At 40.8% G+C, this 21,583-nt stretch carries 20 protein-coding genes; 11 read left to right on the forward strand and 9 right to left on the reverse strand.

Annotated features, from left to right (window positions below):
- The first annotated feature begins 12 nt into the window (after nt 1–12).
- The 6 genes from hemB (at nt 13) to HCN54_RS14560 (ending at nt 6,380) form a co-directional block, all read left to right on the forward strand.
- The gene (gene hemB, locus HCN54_RS14535) at nt 13–1,002 is read left to right on the forward strand and encodes a porphobilinogen synthase (RefSeq protein WP_167598355.1); all 990 of its coding nucleotides are present in this window, start codon (nt 13–15) and stop codon (nt 1,000–1,002) included.
- Between the two features lie 115 nt (nt 1,003–1,117).
- On the forward strand, nt 1,118–2,296 hold the full coding sequence (locus HCN54_RS14540) for a CNNM domain-containing protein (protein ID WP_072980800.1): 1,179 nt from the start codon (nt 1,118–1,120) through the stop codon (nt 2,294–2,296).
- Nucleotides 2,293–2,766: a methylated-DNA--[protein]-cysteine S-methyltransferase gene (locus tag HCN54_RS14545; RefSeq protein ID WP_167598356.1), complete on the forward strand. Its 474-nt coding sequence runs from the start codon at nt 2,293–2,295 to the stop codon at nt 2,764–2,766. The genes HCN54_RS14540 and HCN54_RS14545 overlap by 4 nt, the downstream gene beginning before the upstream one ends.
- 36 nt (nt 2,767–2,802) lie before the next feature.
- Nucleotides 2,803–3,942, forward strand: a complete 1,140-nt coding sequence (locus HCN54_RS14550; protein WP_167598357.1) for a serine hydrolase domain-containing protein — start codon at nt 2,803–2,805, stop codon at nt 3,940–3,942.
- A 2-nt stretch (nt 3,943–3,944) separates the two neighbouring features.
- Complete coding sequence (locus HCN54_RS14555; RefSeq protein ID WP_167598358.1) at nt 3,945–4,658, forward strand: 3'-5' exonuclease; 714 nt, start codon at nt 3,945–3,947, stop codon at nt 4,656–4,658.
- A gap of 30 nt (nt 4,659–4,688) precedes the next feature.
- Nucleotides 4,689–6,380 carry an ABC transporter ATP-binding protein gene (locus tag HCN54_RS14560; protein WP_167598359.1) on the forward strand — a complete coding sequence of 564 codons (1,692 nt, stop codon included), beginning with the start codon at nt 4,689–4,691 and terminating at the stop codon, nt 6,378–6,380.
- A 569-nt stretch (nt 6,381–6,949) separates the two neighbouring features.
- Here the strand turns inward: HCN54_RS14560 and HCN54_RS14565 are convergent.
- The 7 genes from HCN54_RS14565 to HCN54_RS14595 form a co-directional block, all read right to left on the reverse strand.
- The gene (locus HCN54_RS14565; RefSeq protein ID WP_167598360.1) at nt 6,950–7,606 is read right to left on the reverse strand and encodes a 3-oxoacid CoA-transferase subunit B; all 657 of its coding nucleotides are present in this window, start codon (nt 7,604–7,606) and stop codon (nt 6,950–6,952) included.
- A 1-nt stretch (nt 7,607) separates the two neighbouring features.
- Nucleotides 7,608–8,246: a peroxiredoxin gene (locus HCN54_RS14570; RefSeq protein WP_167598361.1), complete on the reverse strand. Its 639-nt coding sequence runs from the start codon at nt 8,244–8,246 to the stop codon at nt 7,608–7,610.
- Nucleotides 8,247–8,284: 38 nt separating this feature from the next.
- Nucleotides 8,285–8,989 carry a CoA transferase subunit A gene (locus HCN54_RS14575; RefSeq protein WP_167598362.1) on the reverse strand — a complete coding sequence of 235 codons (705 nt, stop codon included), beginning with the start codon at nt 8,987–8,989 and terminating at the stop codon, nt 8,285–8,287.
- 84 nt (nt 8,990–9,073) lie between these two features.
- The gene (locus tag HCN54_RS14580; protein WP_167598363.1) at nt 9,074–11,413 is read right to left on the reverse strand and encodes a penicillin-binding protein 1A; all 2,340 of its coding nucleotides are present in this window, start codon (nt 11,411–11,413) and stop codon (nt 9,074–9,076) included.
- A 7-nt stretch (nt 11,414–11,420) separates the two neighbouring features.
- The gene (locus HCN54_RS14585; protein WP_167598364.1) at nt 11,421–11,903 is read right to left on the reverse strand and encodes a gliding motility lipoprotein GldH; all 483 of its coding nucleotides are present in this window, start codon (nt 11,901–11,903) and stop codon (nt 11,421–11,423) included.
- Complete coding sequence (locus HCN54_RS14590) at nt 11,896–13,065, reverse strand: stage 0 sporulation family protein (protein ID WP_167598365.1); 1,170 nt, start codon at nt 13,063–13,065, stop codon at nt 11,896–11,898. The genes HCN54_RS14585 and HCN54_RS14590 overlap by 8 nt, the downstream gene beginning before the upstream one ends.
- A gap of 243 nt (nt 13,066–13,308) precedes the next feature.
- A complete protein-coding gene (locus HCN54_RS14595; protein WP_167598366.1) occupies nt 13,309–14,346 on the reverse strand; it encodes a rhodanese-related sulfurtransferase in 1,038 nt (345 codons plus the stop codon).
- Nucleotides 14,347–14,889: 543 nt separating this feature from the next.
- On the opposite strand from HCN54_RS14595, the gene recA reads away from it, so the two are divergent.
- The 4 genes from recA to HCN54_RS14615 all read left to right on the forward strand — a co-directional run bounded on the left by recA (nt 14,890) and on the right by HCN54_RS14615 (nt 18,390).
- Nucleotides 14,890–15,900, forward strand: coding sequence for a recombinase RecA (recA, locus tag HCN54_RS14600; protein ID WP_072980825.1), 1,011 nt, complete (start codon nt 14,890–14,892; stop codon nt 15,898–15,900).
- A 71-nt stretch (nt 15,901–15,971) separates the two neighbouring features.
- Nucleotides 15,972–16,388, forward strand: a complete 417-nt coding sequence (locus tag HCN54_RS14605; RefSeq protein ID WP_128755653.1) for a hypothetical protein — start codon at nt 15,972–15,974, stop codon at nt 16,386–16,388.
- A 17-nt stretch (nt 16,389–16,405) separates the two neighbouring features.
- The gene (locus HCN54_RS14610) at nt 16,406–16,954 is read left to right on the forward strand and encodes an RNA polymerase sigma factor (RefSeq protein WP_167598367.1); all 549 of its coding nucleotides are present in this window, start codon (nt 16,406–16,408) and stop codon (nt 16,952–16,954) included.
- Complete coding sequence (locus tag HCN54_RS14615; RefSeq protein ID WP_167598368.1) at nt 16,951–18,390, forward strand: outer membrane beta-barrel protein; 1,440 nt, start codon at nt 16,951–16,953, stop codon at nt 18,388–18,390. The genes HCN54_RS14610 and HCN54_RS14615 overlap by 4 nt, the downstream gene beginning before the upstream one ends.
- A 204-nt stretch (nt 18,391–18,594) precedes the next feature.
- On the opposite strand, the gene HCN54_RS14620 is transcribed toward HCN54_RS14615, so the two are convergent.
- Nucleotides 18,595–19,350: a lysophospholipid acyltransferase family protein gene (locus HCN54_RS14620; RefSeq protein ID WP_167598929.1), complete on the reverse strand. Its 756-nt coding sequence runs from the start codon at nt 19,348–19,350 to the stop codon at nt 18,595–18,597.
- Between the two features lie 115 nt (nt 19,351–19,465).
- Between HCN54_RS14620 and trpS the strand changes: the two genes are divergently transcribed.
- The gene (gene trpS, locus HCN54_RS14625; protein WP_167598369.1) at nt 19,466–20,434 is read left to right on the forward strand and encodes a tryptophan--tRNA ligase; all 969 of its coding nucleotides are present in this window, start codon (nt 19,466–19,468) and stop codon (nt 20,432–20,434) included.
- Here the strand turns inward: trpS and dprA are convergent.
- Nucleotides 20,431–21,531, reverse strand: coding sequence for a DNA-processing protein DprA (gene dprA / locus HCN54_RS14630; RefSeq protein WP_167598370.1), 1,101 nt, complete (start codon nt 21,529–21,531; stop codon nt 20,431–20,433). The two genes, trpS and dprA, sit on opposite strands and share 4 nt — an antisense overlap.
- Nucleotides 21,532–21,583 lie beyond the last annotated feature (52 nt).

Here is a 21,583-nt window from a genome sequence, read left to right on the forward strand (position 1 = left end):
AAAAAGAATATTATGTTCCCATTAAGAAGAAATAGAAGATTACGTACTTCAGAAGCTTTACGCGCAATGGTGCGTGAGACCATAGTAACTCCAAGTGATTTTATCGTTCCGCTTTTTGTGGTAGAAGGAAAAGGTGTAAAAGACGAAATCGCATCAATGCCGGGCTATTATCGCTTGAGTTTAGACAACCTTCAGAAAGAGATTAAAGAACTCTGGAAAATGGGTCTTAAAAGCGTTTTGCTTTTCGTGAAAGTTGATGATAAATTAAAAGACAACGCAGGTACCGAAGCGCTAAATCCAGACGGATTGATGCAACGCGCCATCAAAACGGTTAAGGAAACCGAGCCGCAAATGGTAGTCATGACCGATGTTGCGCTTGACCCCTTCTCTTCTTTTGGTCACGACGGAATCGTAGGCGGCGGAAAGATCATCAACGACGACTCGAGTGCGGTTCTTGCCGAAATGGGATTATCACACGCCAATGCCGGTGCCGACTTTATCGCGCCCAGCGATATGATGGACGGTCGCATTTTTGAAATGCGCACCCTTCTTGAAGATGAAGGGCATCATGATGTTGGGATTATGAGTTATTCGGCAAAATATGCTTCGGCGTTTTATGGTCCGTTTAGAGATGCGCTTGACAGTGCTCCGGTAGATCTTAAAGATGTTCCGAAAGATAAAAAAACCTATCAGATGGATTACGCCAACCGCGAAGAAGCCATTAAGGAAACCTTGATGGACGTTGACGAGGGTGCAGACATCGTGATGGTAAAACCGGGTCTTTGCTATCTGGATATCGTACGCGATATTAAAAATGCGGTGAATATTCCGGTTTCCGTATATCAGGTAAGTGGAGAATATGCGATGATCAAAGCCGCAGCCGAAAAAGGATGGCTTGATCACGACGCTGTAGTTCTTGAACAAACCTACGCGATCAAACGCGCCGGCGCAGACCTTATCGCGAGTTATTTTGCAAAAGATGTTGTTAAATTGATTTCTTAGAGTGAAAATAAAAAGAGGCTTTAGGAGCCTCTTTTTTATGTTTTCCCCTAAGCTTTTCATAAGATTTTGGCGCACGTTTTTCAATATGGTATATTAGCCTATATCTTAAGACACTATGCTGCTACTCATCGCTTTTGCATTTATATCGATTTTTTTCTCGTTTCTCTGCTCTATTCTTGAGGCTGTTTTACTCAGTATAACGCCTAGTTTTATCCGAATAAAAACCAAAGAAGGAAAAAAATATGCCGAAACCTTAGCCAATTTTAAAAAGGATATTGATAAGCCGCTTATCGCCATTCTTACCTTAAATACAATTGCGCATACCGTAGGTGCAATTTTAGTGGGCGATCAAGCCGGTAAAATGGCTGCAGAATCTGGCTACGATGTCAACATCTTAGGAATCAATTTTGTTGGTTTGGTTTCAACAGTAATGACCTTGGCGATCTTAGTTCTTTCAGAAATTATCCCGAAAACCATTGGTGCAACCTACTGGAAATCCTTGGGGAATTTCACCGCCAAATCCCTTAAGATCATTTTGCTTCTTTTAAAATACACCGGCGTTTTATGGCTTTTAATGCAAGTGACCAAACTCGTAGGGAAATCTGCGCACGTAGGCACGATGAGTCGTGAAGAGTTTATGGCACTCACTGATGCTGCCGAAAAAGAAGGAGTTTTTGAGGACAATGAGACTACTGTAATTAAGAACTTGCTGGTTTTTAAATCGGTGATGGCCAAAGACGTGATGACGCCTTTTCCGGTAGTTATTTCAGAAGATGAGACCATTACCCTCAAAGAATTTCAGAAGCAACACCCCCATTTAAAATTCTCACGAATTCCGGTTTTTAAAGACAAATCGCACAACATCACCGGTTTTATTCTTAAGGACGATGTTCTTGAAGAAATTGTTGAAGAACGCGGTGAAAAAACGCTGGCAGACATCAGACGCGATATCCTTATCGTAGATGCAGACCAACCTATTCCGCAGCTTTTTGACACCTTTGTTTCGAGTCGCGGGCACTTGGCTTTAGTGACCGATGAATTTGGAAACACCATTGGTATCGTTACTATGGAAGACATCATCGAAACCCTTCTTGGACTCGAGATTATGGATGAGAGCGATGATATCGAAGATATGCAGGTACAAGCCCGTAAAAACTGGGAACGACGCGCAAAACGTATGGGAATCGTTTTAGACCGAGCTCCAGAACCGGTTAAAGAGGTAAAACTCTCTCCGCAGCACGACACCGATGTCAAACACGAAGACAGACCGGATACTGATAAACCTTCAGAATGAATCAAGTCTTAATAGCTTCTCCACTGGGAACTCTTGAAATCAGCGGTGATCTAAACGGAATCTCAGCGGTAACTTTTTTGGAGGAGGAAAGTCCGCAGAGCGAAAAAATTCCGGATGTTTTAAAAACAGCTGTGATTCAACTACAAGAATATTTTGATGGAAATCGCACTGATTTTAAACTCAAACTGAATCCTCAAGGCACCGATTTTCAAAAACGCGTTTGGCAAGAACTCAGCCAGATTCCTTTTGGAAAAACCACTTCGTATTTACAAATGGCTAAAAATCTGGGCGACCCTAAAGTGATTCGCGCAGCTGCTTCGGCAAATGGTAAAAATCCTATTGCAATCATCATTCCTTGTCATCGCGTCATTGGCAGCGATCAATCTATGACCGGCTACGCTGGCGGCATCTGGCGTAAAAAATGGCTATTAGCGCACGAAAGTCCGGTGACGCAGCAATCGCTTTTCTAAACGTTCCGCATTTAATTTTTTGGGTATCTTTAAGTTATGAAAATACTCAAACGCATCTTTTTAAGCTTAATCAGCCTGATCCTCATACTCATCATCGCATTGTATGTATTTGATTATGACTATTTGATCAAAGCCGTGCACACCATATATTTCACGGGTCACACCACTGCCTATCTTGAGGATTATAAAAAGTTTGACAACACCACCATTAAAGCAGGAACTGCGCAACCCTGGCCGCAAGCCAAAAATTACAACAACTACACCTTGAGCGATGAGCTGATGCAGACTCATAAAGAGTTTGGTTCGATCGCTTATATGGTGATCAAAAACGACAGTATTGTTTTTGAAGATTATTATGATGGGTTTGGTCAGGATTCTAAAAGCAATTCTTTTTCGATGGCCAAAAGTTATGTTTCGGCATTGCTGGGGAAAGCTATTAAAGATGGATACATAAAAAGTTTAGATCAGCCTGTAGGTGATTTTATTTCAGAATATTCAGAAGGAACTGCAGCGCAAATGACCGTGGGCGATTTAGCATCGATGGCTAGCGGACTCAATTGGGACGAGTCGTATTACAGTCCGTTTTCTGTGACGACACGTGCGTATTTTGATGACCATCTAGAACCCGTGATGCTCGGTTTGGGAATGAAAGAAAAACCGGGAGCCGCGTATAAATACCTCAGCGGAAACACGCAATTACTCGCGATGGTTTTAGAGCGCGCCACCGGTAAAAAACTAGCCAATTATCTTTCTGAAAGTTTATGGAAACCGCTTGGCGCCAATCAAGATGCGCTTTGGCAATTAGACAGTGAAGAAGGCGGACTTGTGAAAGCCTATTGCTGTGTTGCTTCTAACGCTCGGGATTTTGCACGCTTAGGAAAACTTTATAAAGATTATGGTGAATGGAATGCCAAACAAATTCTAGACTCAGCCTTTGTGGCTAAATCGATCACGCCCAGATTTGAAGGCGAACCGTACGGCTACGGATTTTGGCTGAAAGATTATAAGGGTAAAAAGGTATTTATGATGCGCGGGCACTTGGGTCAGTATGTTATGGTGATTCCTGAAGATGATCTTATAGTAGTGCGCCTGGGCCACAGCCGGGGTAAAACCAATGCGACCGGTTATCCTGATGAAATGGACGCCTATCTTGAAGAAGCTTATAAAATGAATTGACTATGATCTCCCGACTTCAGCTTGAAAACATTCTTTTTTTAGATATTGAAACGGTTCCGCAACACGAGCATTTCAGCGATCTGGATCCCGAATTACAACAACTCTACGCCGATAAAACCGAGTATCAACGAAAAGACGAATTTACCGCTGAAGCTTTTTACGACCGGGCAGGAATTTGGGCAGAATTTGGCAAGATCGTTTGTATTTCTGTAGGGTATTTTCACAACACAGAACAAGGCCGAAGCTTTAGAACGACTTCATTTCAAGGGGATGAAAAGCAACAGCTGCTCGCTTTTAAAAAATTATTGACCGAGCATTACAATAAACCCCAACACGTACTTTGCGCCCATAATGGGAAAGAATTCGATTTTCCATTTATTGCAAGAAGAATGATCATCAATGGAATAAAACTTCCGTTTAAGCTGGATTTATTTGGCAAGAAACCTTGGGAAGTTCCGCATTTGGATACGTTAGAACTGTGGAAATTTGGCGACTACAAACATTACACTTCTTTAAAATTACTCACCAAAATTTTAAATATTCCATCTCCCAAAACCGATATCGACGGCAGTCAGGTTTGTGAAGTTTTCTACAAAGAGAAAGATATCAAACGTATTATAGAATATTGTGAGCGTGATGTGGTGGCTGTTGCACAAATCGTCCTGCGGTTGCGTAACGAGCAATTGCTGCAAGAAAACGAGGTCACTTCCGTCTAGATTGCTTCAGATAAATTGTACTTTTAAAGTGTGAATCAAGCGCCACTTCTTTCGGTTAAAAATCTAAGTCTGGGATTTAAATCCCGCAGTACGACCAATGCGGTTTTACACGACATTAGCTTTGATGTTCTTCCTAATGAAATCGTGGGAATCGTTGGGGAATCAGGCTCAGGAAAATCGGTAACCAATCTGGCTGTTTTAGGTTTATTGCCTCAAAAGAGTGTTGACATTTCTTCGGGCGAAATTCTTTTTGAAGGCGCAGATTTGCTCAACTACTCTACCCAAGAACTTCAGAAAATACGCGGGAATGCGATCTCGATGATCTTCCAAGAACCTATGAGTTCGCTCAATCCCTCGATGCGCTGCGGAAAACAAGTCACCGAAATACTGCAACGTCATAAAAAACTATCAGCCCAAGAAGCCAAAACCGAAACACTCAAACTTTTTGAACAGGTAAAATTACCAAGACCGTCGAGCGTTTTTAAGGCGTATCCACACGAAATAAGCGGTGGTCAAAAACAACGGGTGATGATCGCAATGGCGATCGCCTGTAAACCCAAATTGCTCATCGCAGACGAGCCTACGACCGCACTTGATGTAACAGTGCAAAAAGAAATTATTTTGCTTTTAAAAGAGCTGCAAAAGGAAACAGGAATGAGTATCCTGTTTATTTCGCACGACCTTTCACTGGTGAGCGAGATCGCAGATCGTGTTATCGTGATGTATAAGGGAAGGATTGTTGAGCGCGGTACTGCTGCATCTATTTTTAAGAATCCTAAGGAAGAATACACTAAAGCCCTTATTTATGCCCGACCCTCTACAAAAGAGCGTTTGGAGCGACTCCCTACGGTTGCTGATTTTTTAAATCAAAAGCCCATGGCGCCTGCGGTAAGCGAGGCGGTAAGAACAGCGAAACACCAAAAACTGTATTCAAAAACTCCGTTGCTTGAGATTAAAAATGCTCAAAAGGAGTATTATAGTAACGTTTCATTCTTTGGTAAAAAAGAAACCATCAAGGCTGTAAATGATGTGAGTTTTAAGATTTACGAAGGCGAAACCTTAGGGCTTGTGGGTGAAAGCGGCTGCGGAAAATCAACGTTAGGAAATTTAATTCTGCAGTTAGATCAAGTGACTTCCGGTCATATCTTTTATCAGGGTACCGACTTGACGCGTTTAAAAACCCGTGACTTGCGGAAACTGCGTAGAGATATTCAGATCATTTTTCAAGACCCTTATTCCTCTTTAAATCCGCGATTAACAGTGGGTCAAGCGATCACCGAAGCGATGGAAGTTCATAAACTTTATGCATCAAAAAAAAAGCGCAGAGCAGAAGCCTTAAAATTGCTGGAGCAGGTAGGATTACTTCCCGAACATTACGACCGCTATCCGCACGAGTTTAGTGGAGGTCAGCGCCAGCGTATAGGTATCGCACGTACCATCGCTGTAAAGCCTAAGTTTATTGTTTGTGACGAATCGGTCTCCGCTTTAGATATTTCGGTGCAAGCTCAAGTGCTCAATCTTCTGAACACCTTAAAAGAAGAATATAATTTTACGTATTTATTTATCTCTCACGATCTGGCCGTGGTCAAATACATTTCAGATCGTTTGCTCGTGATGCGCAACGGACAATTTGAAGAAACCGGAGAGGCCGATGCGGTGTACGCTGCTCCTCGAAGCGATTATACGCAAGCCCTTATTAATGCTATTCCCAAAGGGATTTAAAACATAAAGAAAAACACTTTACGTACCAAATACCACAGCATTGCAATAACCGCTACGGTTGCTTTAAAACTATATGTTATTTTTTGGAAGAAAGACACGGGTTGGGTAAGTGTACGCATTGGGCGATGCTTTTAATGAAACATAGATTATTAAGACTAAAAAACACCTTTGATAGTAAAGGTGTTTGTTTTTATAATTGGAATCTTACGATTCAGGGTTTCTAAAAAATAAAAACCGCAAGGCTCCCCTCGCGGTTTTTTTAACAAATCATAACATCAAAATACTCCTATTTTGAAGCTAAACAACAACCTCTGTTTGCAATTCCTAGGGTTGTTATAAAATCTTACCGAGTTGGAATGCTGCTAATGTAGGATTTTTTTTCATTGCTACAAACAAAATCAGTTGATTTTATCAAAACAATGTTAAAAATTATTGCTTTTCAACCGAATTTAAGTGTTGTTCAGCGTTGAAAATTCTGAAACAAGTATTTCAACGAATAACATCAATCGTTTAAAGACAAAAAAAGAGCCTCTTTAAAGGCTCTTTTATATCGATAAACTACAAATTATTTATGCTAGAATCATCTCCGGAACCTCATCAGGTATTTCTAAGACACCTTCGGTCGCTTTCTTAATTTCTTCTACAGAAACTCCAGGGGCGCGTTCTAAAAGCTTAAAACCTTTAGCAGTAACTTCTAACACCGCCAGGTTGGTGACTATTTTAGTAACACAGCCCACACCGGTAAGCGGCAGTGTACAACGCTTTAAAAGTTTAGACTGCCCGGCACGATTGGTATGCATCATTGCGACAATGATATTTTCGGCACTCGCGACAAGATCCATCGCGCCGCCCATACCTTTCACCATTTTGCCCGGAATTTTCCAGTTGGCTATATCCCCGTTTTCAGCGACTTCCATTGCACCCAAAATAGTAAGGTCAACGTGTTGCCCTCTGATCATGGAGAAACTTAAAGCCGAATCAAAAAACGAAGCGCCCAGGAGCGTAGTAATGGTCTGTTTACCGGCATTAATAATGTCGGCATCCTCTTGCCCTTCAAAAGGAAAAGGCCCCATTCCTAAAACCCCATTCTCACTTTGAAATTCGACTTCAATATCATCCCGTACATAGTTGGCAACCAGTGTAGGTATGCCAATACCGAGATTCACATAAAAACCGTCTTGAACTTCACGTGCGATACGCCTGGCGATTCCGTTTTTGTCTAGCATATTATTTGTTTGGTTGTGGAGTCATTCTTAAATAAGATTTGATCTCTGTATGCCCTTTAGGGAAAAACTCCGGAATTTGCTCATTGCTTACACTTGGAGAGATCACACAATCTTCGCCATCTTTCCAGTTAGCAGGAGTAGCCACTTTGTGATACGCCGTTAACTGAAGCGAATCGATCACGCGTAAAATTTCGTCAAAATTACGCCCTGTTGAAGGTGGATACGTAAGTGTAAGTTTAATCTTCTTATCTGGGCCAATCACAAAAACCGAACGTACCGTAGCCTTTTCACTCGCATTGGGATGAATCATATCATACAGTTCTGCAACCTTGTGATCTTCATCTCCAATAATCGGATAATCTACTGTTGTATTTTGGGTTTCGTTGATGTCTTTGATCCATTCATTATGAGATTCAATACCATCAACACTTAGAGCGATAGGCTTTACATTGCGCTTTTTAAACTCGCTGTGGTAATTGGCTACTGTACCTAATTCTGTGGTACAAACCGGCGTATAATCTGCCGGGTGAGAGAATAAAATCCCCCAACTGTCTCCAAGCCACTCGTGAAAATTTATGGTTCCTTCTGTTGTATCTGTTGTAAAATCTGGTGCAACATCACCTAATCTTAAATGTGCCATTGTTTAATTAAATTTTGGTTGTTATGTATTCTTAGTTGTTACTTGTCTTGTTTCCTTACGGTACGCTGCTCGATACGCTTTTCATAGTTCTTTCCTTCAAAAATGCGTTGAACAAAAATCCCGGGAATATGTATTTGGTTAGGGTCTAATTTCCCGGCAGGTACGAGCTCTTCAACTTCGGCAACTGTAATCTTTGCTGCCCCACACATTATGGGATTAAAATTACGCGCCGTTCCTTTAAAAATGAGATTGCCTGCAGTATCACCTTTCCAGGCCTTGACAAAAGAAAAATCAGCTTTAAAAGCGTGTTCTAAAACATACATCTTGCCATCAAACTCACGCGTTTCTTTGCCTTCGGCTACTTCGGTACCATAGCCTGCAGGGGTGTAGATCGCCGGAAAGCCTGCTTGTGCTGCACGGCAACGTTCGGCTAAAGTTCCCTGCGGAATCAATTCGACCTCAAGTTCACCGCTTAACATTTGGCGTTCAAACTCAGCATTTTCGCCTACGTAGGATGAGATCATTTTTTTGATCTGCTTTTTCTGAAGCAATAAGCCCAAACCAAAATCATCTACTCCGGCATTATTAGAAATACAGGTTAGATTTTTCACGTTAAGTATAACGAGTTGCTCGATCGCCTTTTCCGGAATTCCGCTCAGCCCAAAACCACCTAACATCAAGGTCATATTGTCCTCAATGCCCGTTAATGCTTCTGTAACCGAGTTTACCGTTTTTGTTATCATTTTCTCATTTTAGTTTAAGAAAATTACAAAATACGTTTTCTAACCGCAATCTTTTAGCAGTAATTTATGGTATTCTAAAAAGGATTAAAAGTCCAACTCATCTGGTAAGTCTACTTCCTGTGCTGCGCCTTCTGCCGGGGCCGAACAATCTACACGAATTGACAAGTTTTCAGGTCGCTCAAAATCACCTTTTGAAATTTTAAGCTCTTCGTCTTCGTAGCATTTTTTCATAAAAACCGCCCAAATAGGTAATGCCATTGTTGCTCCCTGACCATAGGTAATTGAAGGGAAGTGCACCGAGCGGTCATCGCCTCCTACCCAAACACCACTAACCAGGTTAGGAACCATACCCATAAACCAACCGTCACTTTGATTTTGTGTAGTTCCTGTTTTACCGGCAATTGGATTTTTAAACGCATAAGGATGCCCCGTAACTACATTGTTATACACATAGTTATTGATCGCACCTGAGCGTAATCTAGCACCAGAACCATACTGGGTCACCCCTTCCATCAGATTAACAGTAACGTAAGCCGACTCTTGACTGATAATATCTTTAGCTTTAGGAACACTCTGATATAAAACGGTACCGTTTTTATCTACGATTGTAGAAACGATCTGTGGCTCTACGTGAACGCCTTTATTTGCAAAAGCAGAATATGCCGAAACCATCTCAAACAAACTCAAGTCTGCTGTACCCAAAGCAATAGAAGGAACTTCCGGGATATTTTCTGTATCCACACCGAGTTTTTCAATAAGATTGATAACCGGTTTAGGACCTACGCGATGCATTAAACGCGCTGATACGGTATTGATCGAGTTTGCTAAAGCCGACTTTAGCGTTACCATTCCCTTAAAGCCACTGCTAGAATTTTCTGGACACCAAGCTTTTTGAGCTCCCATTTCTCCCGCAGGAATACAATACGGAATATCTGGAACCGTATCGCAAGGCGAAAGGTGCAATTGATCTATGGCCGTGGCGTATAAAAATGGCTTGAACGTTGAGCCTACTTGTCGTCTACCCGTTTTTACGTGATCGTACTGAAAATGCTTGTAATTGATTCCTCCTACCCAAGCTTTAACTTCTCCTGTTTGCGGAGTCATACTCAACAAACCTGCGCGTAAGAATCGCTTGTAATACAAAATACTGTCGCGTGGAGTCATCATGGTATCCACTTCTTTTGCACCGTCTTTCCAGACAAAAACCCGCATATCAGTTTTTTTATCGAAAGAAGCCTTGATATCTTCTACCGATATATCCTGAGCGGCCATCTTTCTCCAACGGTCAGAATTTCGCATTGCGCGATTGATAATTACTTCTTCTTCCTCTTTACTAATATCTCTAAAGGGTGCCGTACTATTCTTTTCGTTCTGACGATCAAATTCGCGTTGAAGATTTTCCATATGTGCGGTTACCGCTTCTTCTGCATAAAGTTGCATACGAGAATCAAGCGTTGTGGTAATTACGAGTCCGTCGCGATAGATGTTGTAATATTCTTCATTACCATCAGCATCTACACCTTTTGGATTTTCTTCGATCCATTCAGACATAAAGGCTCTTAAGTATTCTCTAAAATAGGTTGCGATTCCATCTGCGTGACCTTCTGGAGAGAACTTGATCTCCATAGGCATTGCGATCAGACTGTCGCGCTCGGTTTCGGTAATTTTTCCGGTTTCAGCCATAAGCGCTAAAACCGTATTTCTTCGCTCTAGCGACTTATCTCTTGAAATCTCCCGATACGGATTAAACTGTCTTGGATTTTTGAGCATCCCGGCGATGATCGCAGATTCTTCGGGACGTAACTCACGAGGCTCTTTGTCAAAATAGATCTTTGAAGCAGAACGAATTCCCACCGCCTGAAACAGAAAATCCTGCTTGTTGAGATACATTGTAATAATCTCTTCTTTAGTATACTGGCTTTCTAAACGCGCGGCAATAATCCACTCTTTTACCTTTTGAAGTACACGCTCAAACTTGCTGCTTGGAGTGTCAGAAAATAAAAGTTTGGCCAACTGCTGCGTGATAGTACTTGCTCCTCCTTTTGAACCTAAAAAGGCTACAGCTCTAGCCGTACCTCGCATATCGATCCCGGAGTGCTCATAAAAACGTCTATCTTCGGTTGCAACTACAGCATCAACAAGGTTTTGCGGCAAGTCTTCATATTTAACCGGAGTTCGGTTTTCATTATAGAATTTACCTAAAGTTTTTCCATCGGAAGAAAGAATTTCAGTAGCGAGATTGCTTTCTGGGTTTTCAAGCTCTTCAAAGGTGGGCAGTTTACCAAAAGCTCCCCAAGAGGCAAGAAGAAACACTAAAATTATAGCAGCTAATCCGCTTAAAAACAAAATCCAAAACCCTTTGATATAGGGTTTATGGTTTGAAGTTTTCGCCTGTTTTGCAGGCTTCTTTTTACTTTGAGCCATTTTATCTCTATTCGTTTGTTTTTTCTATACGCAAACCTACATCTCTGATTCCTTCTAAATCAGCAATTGGATTTACGTCCCCGTTGCGACGCATTGCCTGCTTCAGCTTAAAGGTGTAGCTGCCTGCTTCGCTAAATTGTATATGTTCTTTATACCAAAGTTTATTTTCCTTAATATCGCCAAAACCGGTGCCTAGCCAGCTTCCGTCAGGATTTGCCATCTTGTACTCTAGCGTATCTGTAATGGTTTTTCCGTTAGGAAATTGCATCGAAGCGATCAAAAACACGTTGCTAAATGCGTACGAATTGTCATTGCGCAAGGTTATAAACGCATTATACGTTCTTAAAGTGTCTAAGTTATCGACTTTTAGCGTTACCACAGAATCGCTTTTCCAATGCTTGGGCAGCGATTTATATTCGTGAAAAGCAGCTGTTTTATCGCAAGACCAAAAACAGCTTAAAACTAAAAGCGCACAGAGGTATTTATGCATTTTTTTTAGGTCCCTTTTTTCGGAAATTTCCTTTTTTACGACGGTTTTTTGAACGCTTTCTGCTGTTTTTAGGTTTGTCAAAACGGGTTAAACTGTCTTGCCCTACAACGTTTCCAAAATCTACTTTAGCGTCTGTAATAAGTTCTGCAGCATACTCTTCTAGACTTGCTACTTTGTTTTTCTTCTTATTGGCTTCAATGATCTCATTGGCCTGCGTGGTGGTCAGCTTGTGCCAGTTCATCCACTCGCCTTCATAAGCATACCAAAGGTGTCCTTGAAAAATATCAATCTTCTGGCAAACCGCTGTACCCTTGTCTGTATACAGTTTTTGTTCTGTTTTTGGGAAATCTTTTAGCGCATCTAAATAGGCATCCAACTCATAATTTAAGCAGCATTTTAGCTTTCCGCATTGACCTGCTAATTTTTGCGGATTTAAAGAAAGTTGCTGATAGCGTGCTGCACTGGTCGTCACCGATCTAAAATCTGTTAACCAGGTTGAGCAACACAGCTCGCGCCCACAAGAACCTATTCCGCCTAAACGCGCCGCTTCTTGTCTAAAGCCTATTTGACGCATTTCGATACGGGTTCTAAACTCTTGTGCAAATTCTTTGATCAGTTGTCTAAAATCTACGCGCTCCTCTGCGGTATAGAAAAAAGTCGCTTTAGAGCCGTCACCTTGAAACTCAATATCAGAGATTTTCATCTGAAGTCCTAAACGAATAGCGATCTGGCGCGAACGTACTTTAATGCCTTCTTCACGCTCTTTTACGCTTTCCCAAACTTCAATATCCTTTTGATTGGCTTTGCGATAGATTTTTAGAAAATCGTCTGAAGTGTAGGAGATTTTCTTCTTTTTCATTTGAATGCGTACCAACTCTCCGGTCAATGAAACGATACCCACATCGTGACCCGAAGCCGCCTGAACTGCTAGCACTTCGCCTACGTTGATCTGTAATTTATCTACGTTCTTCACGTATTCTTTGCGACCATTTTTGAAGCGAACTTCAACAAAGTCAAAGGGTTCCTGCCCATCAGGCAGACTCATATTTGAAAGCCAGTCAAAGACTGTAAGTTTGTTACATCCGTCGGTACCGCAAGTACCATTATTTTGACAACCACGTGGTTGACCGTTTTTGGTCGTACCACAATTTCCACACGCCATGAGATCCTATATGTTTGTAAATCTCCAGATTAAAAAACTCTGGGATTTGATGATTTATATATGTTGACAACGGAAAGCTTCCGTCTTAATTGCTGCTAAAGATAACATTTTAGCTATGCAAAAATATAGTAATTCTAATTGGGGATTAAAGCAAATGTGCGGCATTTTGCATTTTGGAAGCTGTTGCGCATAAAAAAAGTCGGTTACCTAAAACCGACTTTTTCTGCGTTGCTTCTTCAATTCTTATACTTTCTTCTGAAACTTCAGCTTTTCAGATCTTCCTTTTTTAAAGATTTTGTTGCTGTTAGGAATGCCTTTGCGCAGTTCTTTTTGCACTTCATAAGGCAAAGCGATCACCTCTTTACATTCGTCTGAACAGGTGTGATTCATCGCTTCGGCACACTCGTCACATTGAATGAAAAGTAAATGACAAGCTTCGTTAGCACAGTTTACGTGCGTATCACAAGGCTTTCCGCACTGGTGGCAATTTGAAATAATATCTTCTGAAATTCGCTCGCCACGACGATGGTCAAATACGAAGTTTTTCCCTTTAAATTTATTTTCAAGCTTTAACTGCTCAACCTGACGCGCGTATTCAATAATTCCGCCTTCGAGCTGATAGACTTGTTTAAAACCTTTGTGTTTATAGTACGCACTGGCTTTTTCACACCGAATTCCACCGGTGCAATACATCACCAATTTTTTATCTTCTTTGTGATCGCGAAGGTCTTCTTCAATAAGATCTAAGCTATCGCGGAAGGTATCAACATCTGGAGTAACCGCGTTTTTAAAATGCCCGATCTCGCTCTCATAGTGGTTGCGCATATCCACAAGCACCACATCATCTGCTTCAATGAGTTCGTTAAAGGTTGCAGCATCTACGTGAACACCTTTATTGGTAACGTCAAAAGTCTCGTCATCAAGACCGTCTGCTACGATCTTAGGACGCACTTTAACTTTGAGTTTTAAAAAGGATTTTGCGTCTTGCTCGATGGCGATATTGAGACGTACATTTTCTAAGAAATTAATTCCGTCTAAAAAGGTTTTAAATTCTTCAAAACGTTTTGCCGGCACCGAAAGTTGGGCATTAATTCCTTCTTGAGCCACGTAAATACGACCCAGGACATCCATTTGATTCCAGGCTAAAAATAGGTGATCTCTAAAAAGTTGCGGATTGCCGATTTTGGCATATTGATAGAACGAGAGCGTCAAGCGGTCTTCGCCAGCCTCATCAATTAATGCTGCTCGTTCTTTTGCGCTTAATTTGTTGTACAGTTGCATGCTATACTTAATTTTAAGGTTAAAAGTGGCGCAAAAGTAGCATTTTTAAGTCATTAGCTGCAATAATAGCTCCGTGTGTTTTAAAACTTGTCTCGCTATAAAACAAAAAAATGCCCGCGAGTTTCTCGGAGGCATTTTTCTTGAACGGCTAATTCAGGTTATATATTATTTGATTTCATCAACATAATACCGCTAACCGCCGTCCAATCTGATATTGCAAAAATAAGGAATGCCTACGCAGCCCTTATCTACGCAATGTATTTGCTTAACTTTCTGCACCATAGCACATAAGGTTTTACATTTAGATACATACTTACGCAAGAGGTTGCTTTGGTAGATGTTAAATTTTATTCGGAAATATTCCGTCTCTAGGTGTTCAATCTCATTAAAATTTCGATTAAATAGGAATTTTTCCAATAATTTGGATTGATTTCATTGGCGTGCATTAAAAGAAATAGTACTTTAGCAGCGCGTAATAAAGAATCTATATTTAGTAGTGACTCTTTAAAAATGCACTCAAAATCAGCGTTAAAGACAAAAACTATGAGCAAAGAACAAGAAGCTAAATTAAAAGCCCTGAAGCTTACCCTTGATAAAATGGATAAAACCTACGGAAAGGGTACCGTAATGAAGATGGGTGATAACGCGATCGTTGAAGTTGAATCTATTTCTACAGGTTCGCTTGGTCTTGATATGGCATTAGGCGTTGGTGGTTTACCTAAAGGTAGAATCATCGAGATCTATGGTCCTGAATCTTCAGGTAAAACAACCCTGACTTTACACGCCATTGCAGAAGCGCAAAAGAAAGGTGGTATTGCAGCCTTTATTGATGCGGAGCACGCCTTTGATCGTTTTTATGCTGAAAAACTTGGCGTAGATATAGAAAACCTCATCATTTCACAACCGGATAATGGGGAGCAAGCACTAGAAATTACAGATAATTTAATTCGCTCTGGAGCTATTGACATTATTGTCGTTGATTCTGTTGCTGCCTTAACTCCAAAGAGTGAGATCGAAGGAGAAATGGGAGATTCTAAAATGGGATTACATGCTCGTTTGATGTCTCAGGCCTTACGTAAACTTACGGGATCTATCAGCAAAACCAACTGTACTGTTATCTTTATCAACCAGTTGCGTGAGAAGATCGGGGTGATGTTTGGTAATCCAGAAACAACTACCGGTGGTAATGCACTTAAGTTTTATGCCTCGGTACGTCTTGATATTCGTCGTTCTACACAGATCAAAGATTCTAATGGCGAAGTGCAAGGAAACAAAACCCGTGTAAAAGTGGTTAAGAATAAAGTTGCGCCTCCGTTCCGTCAGGCAGAATTTGATATAATGTATGGCGAAGGCGTTTCTAAAGTTGGTGAAATCCTTGATATTGGTGTTGATTATGAAATCATCAAAAAGAGCGGTTCTTGGTTTAGTTATCAAGATACCAAACTAGGACAAGGACGTGATGCAGTAAAAGCCATCTTGAAAGACAACCCGGATCTCTTAGAAGAACTCGAAGTTAAAATCAAAGAAGCCATCAAAATAGCTAAAGAAGCTTAGAAAAATTTTTAAACGGCTTACGCAACCTTTTTCATCTTAAAGTATCTACTTACAAAAAGCAGATAATTTTAATGATGAAAAAGGTTTTTTTATTAATTGGTTTATTAGGTTTAATAACCAGTTGTTCCCTGGATGATGAAGGGCAAGTGGTGAGCTATGAAGCGCTCCCGATTGCAGATTATGAGTTACCCGAAAGTTTTGTCTACGGCGAGCGCTATCAATTGCCGGTTTCGTTTGTATTACCTACAACGTGCCACGAGTTTTACAATTTTGAAGCCGCTAGAGAAGACAGCACCCGTTTTGTGTATGCCATAAGTCAGGTTTTAGAAAGTGATATGTGTACAGACACACCAAACGACACGATTTCCACTTTTTTAAATTTCGATGTAATTTACCGTTACACCTACGTCTTTAAAATGTATAAAGGCGATGATGAAAATGGGGAGCCTATTTATGAAACTCAAGAAGTTCCTGTAGAGCAACCGTAATTTAAGCACGTAACAATGTGAGTTTAGAAAAGCTCTTAAAACGTTTAACTAAGGAAAAACCCAAAGCGCAGGCCGAGTTGTATACTTTGTACGCTCGCACGCTCTTTGGGGTTTCCCTTAAGTATTCTCGTAATTATGAGGAGGCTGAAGATAACCTTCAAGATGCTTTTTTAACCATTTTTAAAAAAGTACATCAGTACAAAGGCAAAGGCTCATTTGAAGGCTGGTTAAAGCGTATTGTGATCAATACCGCTTTACAAAGGTATCGCAAACAGAGCTTGTTTGAGCTTGTAAATGAAGAACAGATTGAGCAGGAGGAAGTTCTTGTTGACACCAATGAGATCCCGCTTCAATTTCTATTAAAAATAATACAAGAATTACCAGACCGCTATAGGCTGGTGTTTAACCTTTATGTTCTAGACGGTTACCCGCACAAAGAAATTGCGCAAATGCTAAGCATTAGCGAAGGAACCAGTAAATCTAATTTGGCGCGTGCCCGAATGATCTTAAAAGAAAAAGTTGAAAATTATCAGCAGAGTGAAACCCTACAATCCTCAACACGGTGAAAGAGCAAAAAAACATAGACCGCCTGTTTCAGGAAAAGTTTAAAGACTTTGAGGCAATGCCTGATGACAAAGTCTGGGCTGGCATTGTAGACAAGCAGCAGAAAAAACGAGCATTTATCCCGCTATGGCTTCAATTGAGTGGCGCAGCAGCTGTCTTAGCCCTAATCCTTCTGGCCGGTAACCTTATATTCTCAACATCAGATGCGCAAGATGTTGAAGTGGTTTTAGAGGAAACTGAAACGCCTGAGCAAGAGCAGCGCACACCCAAAACTTTTAAGCAAGCTCCGGACAATGCCGTGGTTTCTTCCGAAGAAAAAAGCACTGAAGATTCTAATTCTCAAAAGAAGGCCGAATCTAATCCAAGTACTAAAGCTACTACTGTTGCCTCTACTTCAGCTACGGAAGCAAATCAAGGAAAAAGTAACGCATCAAACACAACTCGAAACCGAAATAATTCGAAATCCAACAAAGCAGGCAGCACTGCTGCTTCAACAGGTATTGCTACCGCTGACCAAGGCAATGATGCAAATGCTACACAGGATGACAACACTTCAAACACAGAGCAGAACACAACCGCTATAGCCGCCATCGAAAACAAATCCCAACAAAATGCTGTGGCAGATAAATTACCTTCATTGGAAGAAATCGCAAACGCGCAAAATGAGGAAGAAGCTCTAGCGGATACCGAAACTTCAAATACAGCATCTCAAAATACGTCACGCTGGGGTATTACGCCTATGGTGGCTCCCGTATACTACAACAGTTTTGGCGGCTCTGGGATCGCGGCAGAATTTGCCGATAACAAGAAAAGTGGCGATGTGAATTTCAGCTATGGGGTTCAAGTAAGTTATGCCATTAACGACAGGCTTACGGTGCGCTCCGGAGTGAATAAAGTTGATTTGGGCTACCGTACGGAACAAGTAAACTTTGCTCCCAGTATTCAGGGGCAATCTATTAGCAGTATAGATTATAATCAAAATTCGCAGCTGATTCAAGTCGCAGATGCTAATAAAAGTCTGGCTTCTTCAGCAGCAGAATTTGCGAGTAATGCTTCAGTTGCGGGTACGAGTATAAACAATGCTCTGCGTCAAGAATTAGGCTACATTGAGGTTCCTTTTGAAGCTGAATATGCTTTGCTCAATCGTAAATTCGGTATTCAAGTGATTGGTGGTTTTAGCACCCTATTCTTAAACGACAATTCCATTTCACTGGAAGAAAATAATAATTTGGTTTCTCGTATCGGGTCGTCAAACAGTCTTAATAATACTAGTTTGAGTACCAACGTTGGTTTGGGCTTAGATTATAAATTCACGCCTCACATTCAATTCAATCTGGAACCTATGTTTAAATACCAACTGAATGCCTATACCAAATCGGTGAGCGATTTCAGACCCTATTATTTAGGTCTTTACACTGGTTTAAGCATTCGGTTTTAAAATATATGAAAGGGGAAGATGAGATAACCAAAGTTTGGCTGCACTTCAACCGGCTGGACTTTGGTTTAATCTTCAAACTTTAAAAGAAACTGTGTACTGCCAACTAACAGTGCACAGGAAGTTAGGTTAGTTTTTTAGTTGGTTAGGTTAATTATTGCATATGCAATGATGAAGAAAAGTCGCCTTGTGGTTAGGGCGACTTTTTTAGGTTTCCGCGTAGGCTTGGTCTTTTAGCAATTCGGCATGAATGGCTTTAAAAGCCTGCTCTTTTACAGTTTTTCGATCTATCGCTTTTAGGCCTTTGGTTTGAATAAATGGCAAGACTTTTACGCGCATCAATCCCGGCGTACCGGTGAAAAATTCATAAGAAAAACGCTTTTTATTATCATAAAACACCATTGGCACAATAGGCACTTGATGATCTATCGCTAGCCTGAATGCTCCGTCTTTAAAGGTATCAAGCACTATACTAGTGTCATCGGGCACACCACCTTCAGGAAAAATACAAATACTAAGCCCCTGGTTGAGTCTGTTTTGAGCACTTTCAAATACCGCTCTTCTACTTTTGGGATCCCCGCGGTCTACCAGAATACACGTTTGTTTATAGAAATATCCAAACAGTGGAAATTTTGCCAGCTCTTGTTTTCCAACAAATACAAAAGGGTTACGCACACTACTCAACATCAACATTATATCTGTCATTGAGGTGTGATTAGCGATATACATATAGCTTTTACCCATTTCTGTTTTTTCAAGACGTTTTACCTCTGGCCAAAACCCCATTCCGTATAAAATAATGCGCGCCCACAGCCTAGCCATTTTAAAAAAGTAAGGATACCAGGAGTCTTTAGCTACCGAAATAAGTAGGAAAGGCAACAATATGATAATGGGCACTATGATGAGCACATAGAACCATATGCGCCAAAGTAAAATCAGTAATTTCTGAAGCAGTCTTAACATCAACAGTATAGGATTTCTGCCGACTTGCAGATACAAACCGACGTTTCAAAAATAGACATTTTAAAAGGAGTTAATACTTGAAAAGGGGTAACTTTACGCAAAATTTAAATGAACCATGTCACGAATTTTAACAGGTGTTCAAAGTACGGGAACACCACATTTAGGTAACTTATTAGGAGCTATAATCCCTGCGATCAATATGGCTAATCAGCCTGAAAATGAATCTTTTTTATTCATCGCAGATATGCACTCGCTTACTCAGATTAAAAATGGCGAAACCTTAAGACACAACACCTATTCTACTGCCGCGACATGGCTTGCTTGTGGTCTTGATATTGAAAAAACGGTTTTTTACCGCCAGAGCGATATCCCACAAACCACAGAGCTTACTTGGTATTTAAGCTGTTTTTTTCCGTATCAGCGCTTAACATTAGCACATAGTTTTAAAGACAAAGCTGATAGACTGGAAGATGTAAATGCCGGACTTTTTACCTACCCGATGCTTATGGCCGCTGATATCTTGTTGTATGATGCCGAAATTGTTCCGGTAGGTAAAGATCAATCTCAGCACCTTGAGATGACACGCGATGTCGCTTCTCGTTTTCACGCGCAAATGGGTGAAACTTTTGTAATTCCTGAGCTGAAACTTCACGAGGAAACGATGTATATCCCGGGAACCGACGGTGCGAAAATGAGTAAGAGTAAAGGCAACACCATCATAATTTTTCAATCTGACAAAGCATTGAAAAAACAAATTATGAGTATCGAGACTGATAGCACGCCGCTTGAAGATCCTAAAGATCCTGATACTTGTAATGTTTTTGGCATTTATAAGTTGTTAGCTTCAAAAGATGAAGTTGCTCAAATGCGTAAAAATTATGAAGCCGGTGGTTATGGTTACGGCCACGCTAAAAAGGCTTTGTACGAGCTTGTCTTAAACAAGTTTGAAAAAGAGCGTGCATTGTACAACCATTATATGGACAATCTTGATGAATTGGATGCCGCACTACGTGTTGGAGCAGAAAAAGCTCGAGTAATTGCAAACGAAGTTCTAAATCGCGTTCGTAAGAAAGTAGGATACTAAGTCAGTTCAAACTGTTTTCCGGGCAAGGGTCTTACTACTCCTTTTAATTCCATATTAAGCAAGATACTGGCTACTTTAAACGTGGGCATTTTGCAATGCAGTGCGATCAAATCGAGTTGCTCTTTGCCCACGTCTGATAAAAAATTGCAGATCACTTTTTCTTCTGCATTGAGTTCTACAAAAAGTTGCTTTTGCACAGGTTTGAGCTCCTCTTCTATTTGCCAATTGAGCAAATAAATTAAATCTGCTGCGCTGGTAATTAACTGTGCTTTCTGCGTTTTGATCAGGTTATTACATCCCAAACTTTGCGCATCTCCCGGTCTTCCGGGGACTGCAAAAACATCTCTGCTGTAAGAATTTGCGATATCTGCAGTTACGAGCGACCCTCCTTTTTCGGCACTTTCGATTACTACCGTAGCTTCACTCATCCCGGCAATTATGCGGTTTCTACGTAAAAAGTTCGTTCGGTCAAACGCGTCACTGCTCCAAAAATCAGTAATGAATGCACCCTGCGCTTCAACAGCCTTAACATACTTAGCATGAACTTTAGGATAGATCTGGTTCAAACCGTGGGCTAACACCGCAATCGTATCTAAACCTTGATCTAGCGCTGCGCGATGTGCAGTAATATCTACTCCATAAGCAAACCCCGAAACCACAAGCGGATTTAAAGGTGCAAGATCCTCTACGAACTGCTTTATAAAGTCTACTCCGTGATTGGTGACTTTACGCGTTCCTACAATAGAGATCATTCGCTGTTGAGAAAAATTTTTACTTCCGCGTTTAAAAAGCAAAATTGGCCCGTCGATGCAGTGCTTTAATCGCTCAGGATAGTTTTGATCTTTATAACTGCAGTAATCAATGTTATGCTCTTGAATGAATTTTAATTCTTCTTCGGCCGCAAGCCTGTGTTCCTTTTCAAAAAAAGCTTTCAACTTAAAAGCGCCGATTCCATCTAGTTTTAAAAGGCTTTCTTTCTTTTGATCTAGCACTTGTTGTGCAGTTTCAAATCGCGCAATAAGTCTTTTGATCGATGTGTCGCCTAAATTAGGAATACGCTGTAAGGTCAGAAATGCGTGAAGTTCGTCTTCTTTCATTATTTTAAATTGCTGTTAATAAAGGTATTGCAAAATTGTTAACAAATCACGA

Origin of the sequence: Leeuwenhoekiella sp. ZYFB001, assembly GCF_011784865.1 — a bacterium.
Classification (GTDB): Bacteria; Bacteroidota; Bacteroidia; order Flavobacteriales; family Flavobacteriaceae; genus Leeuwenhoekiella; species Leeuwenhoekiella palythoae.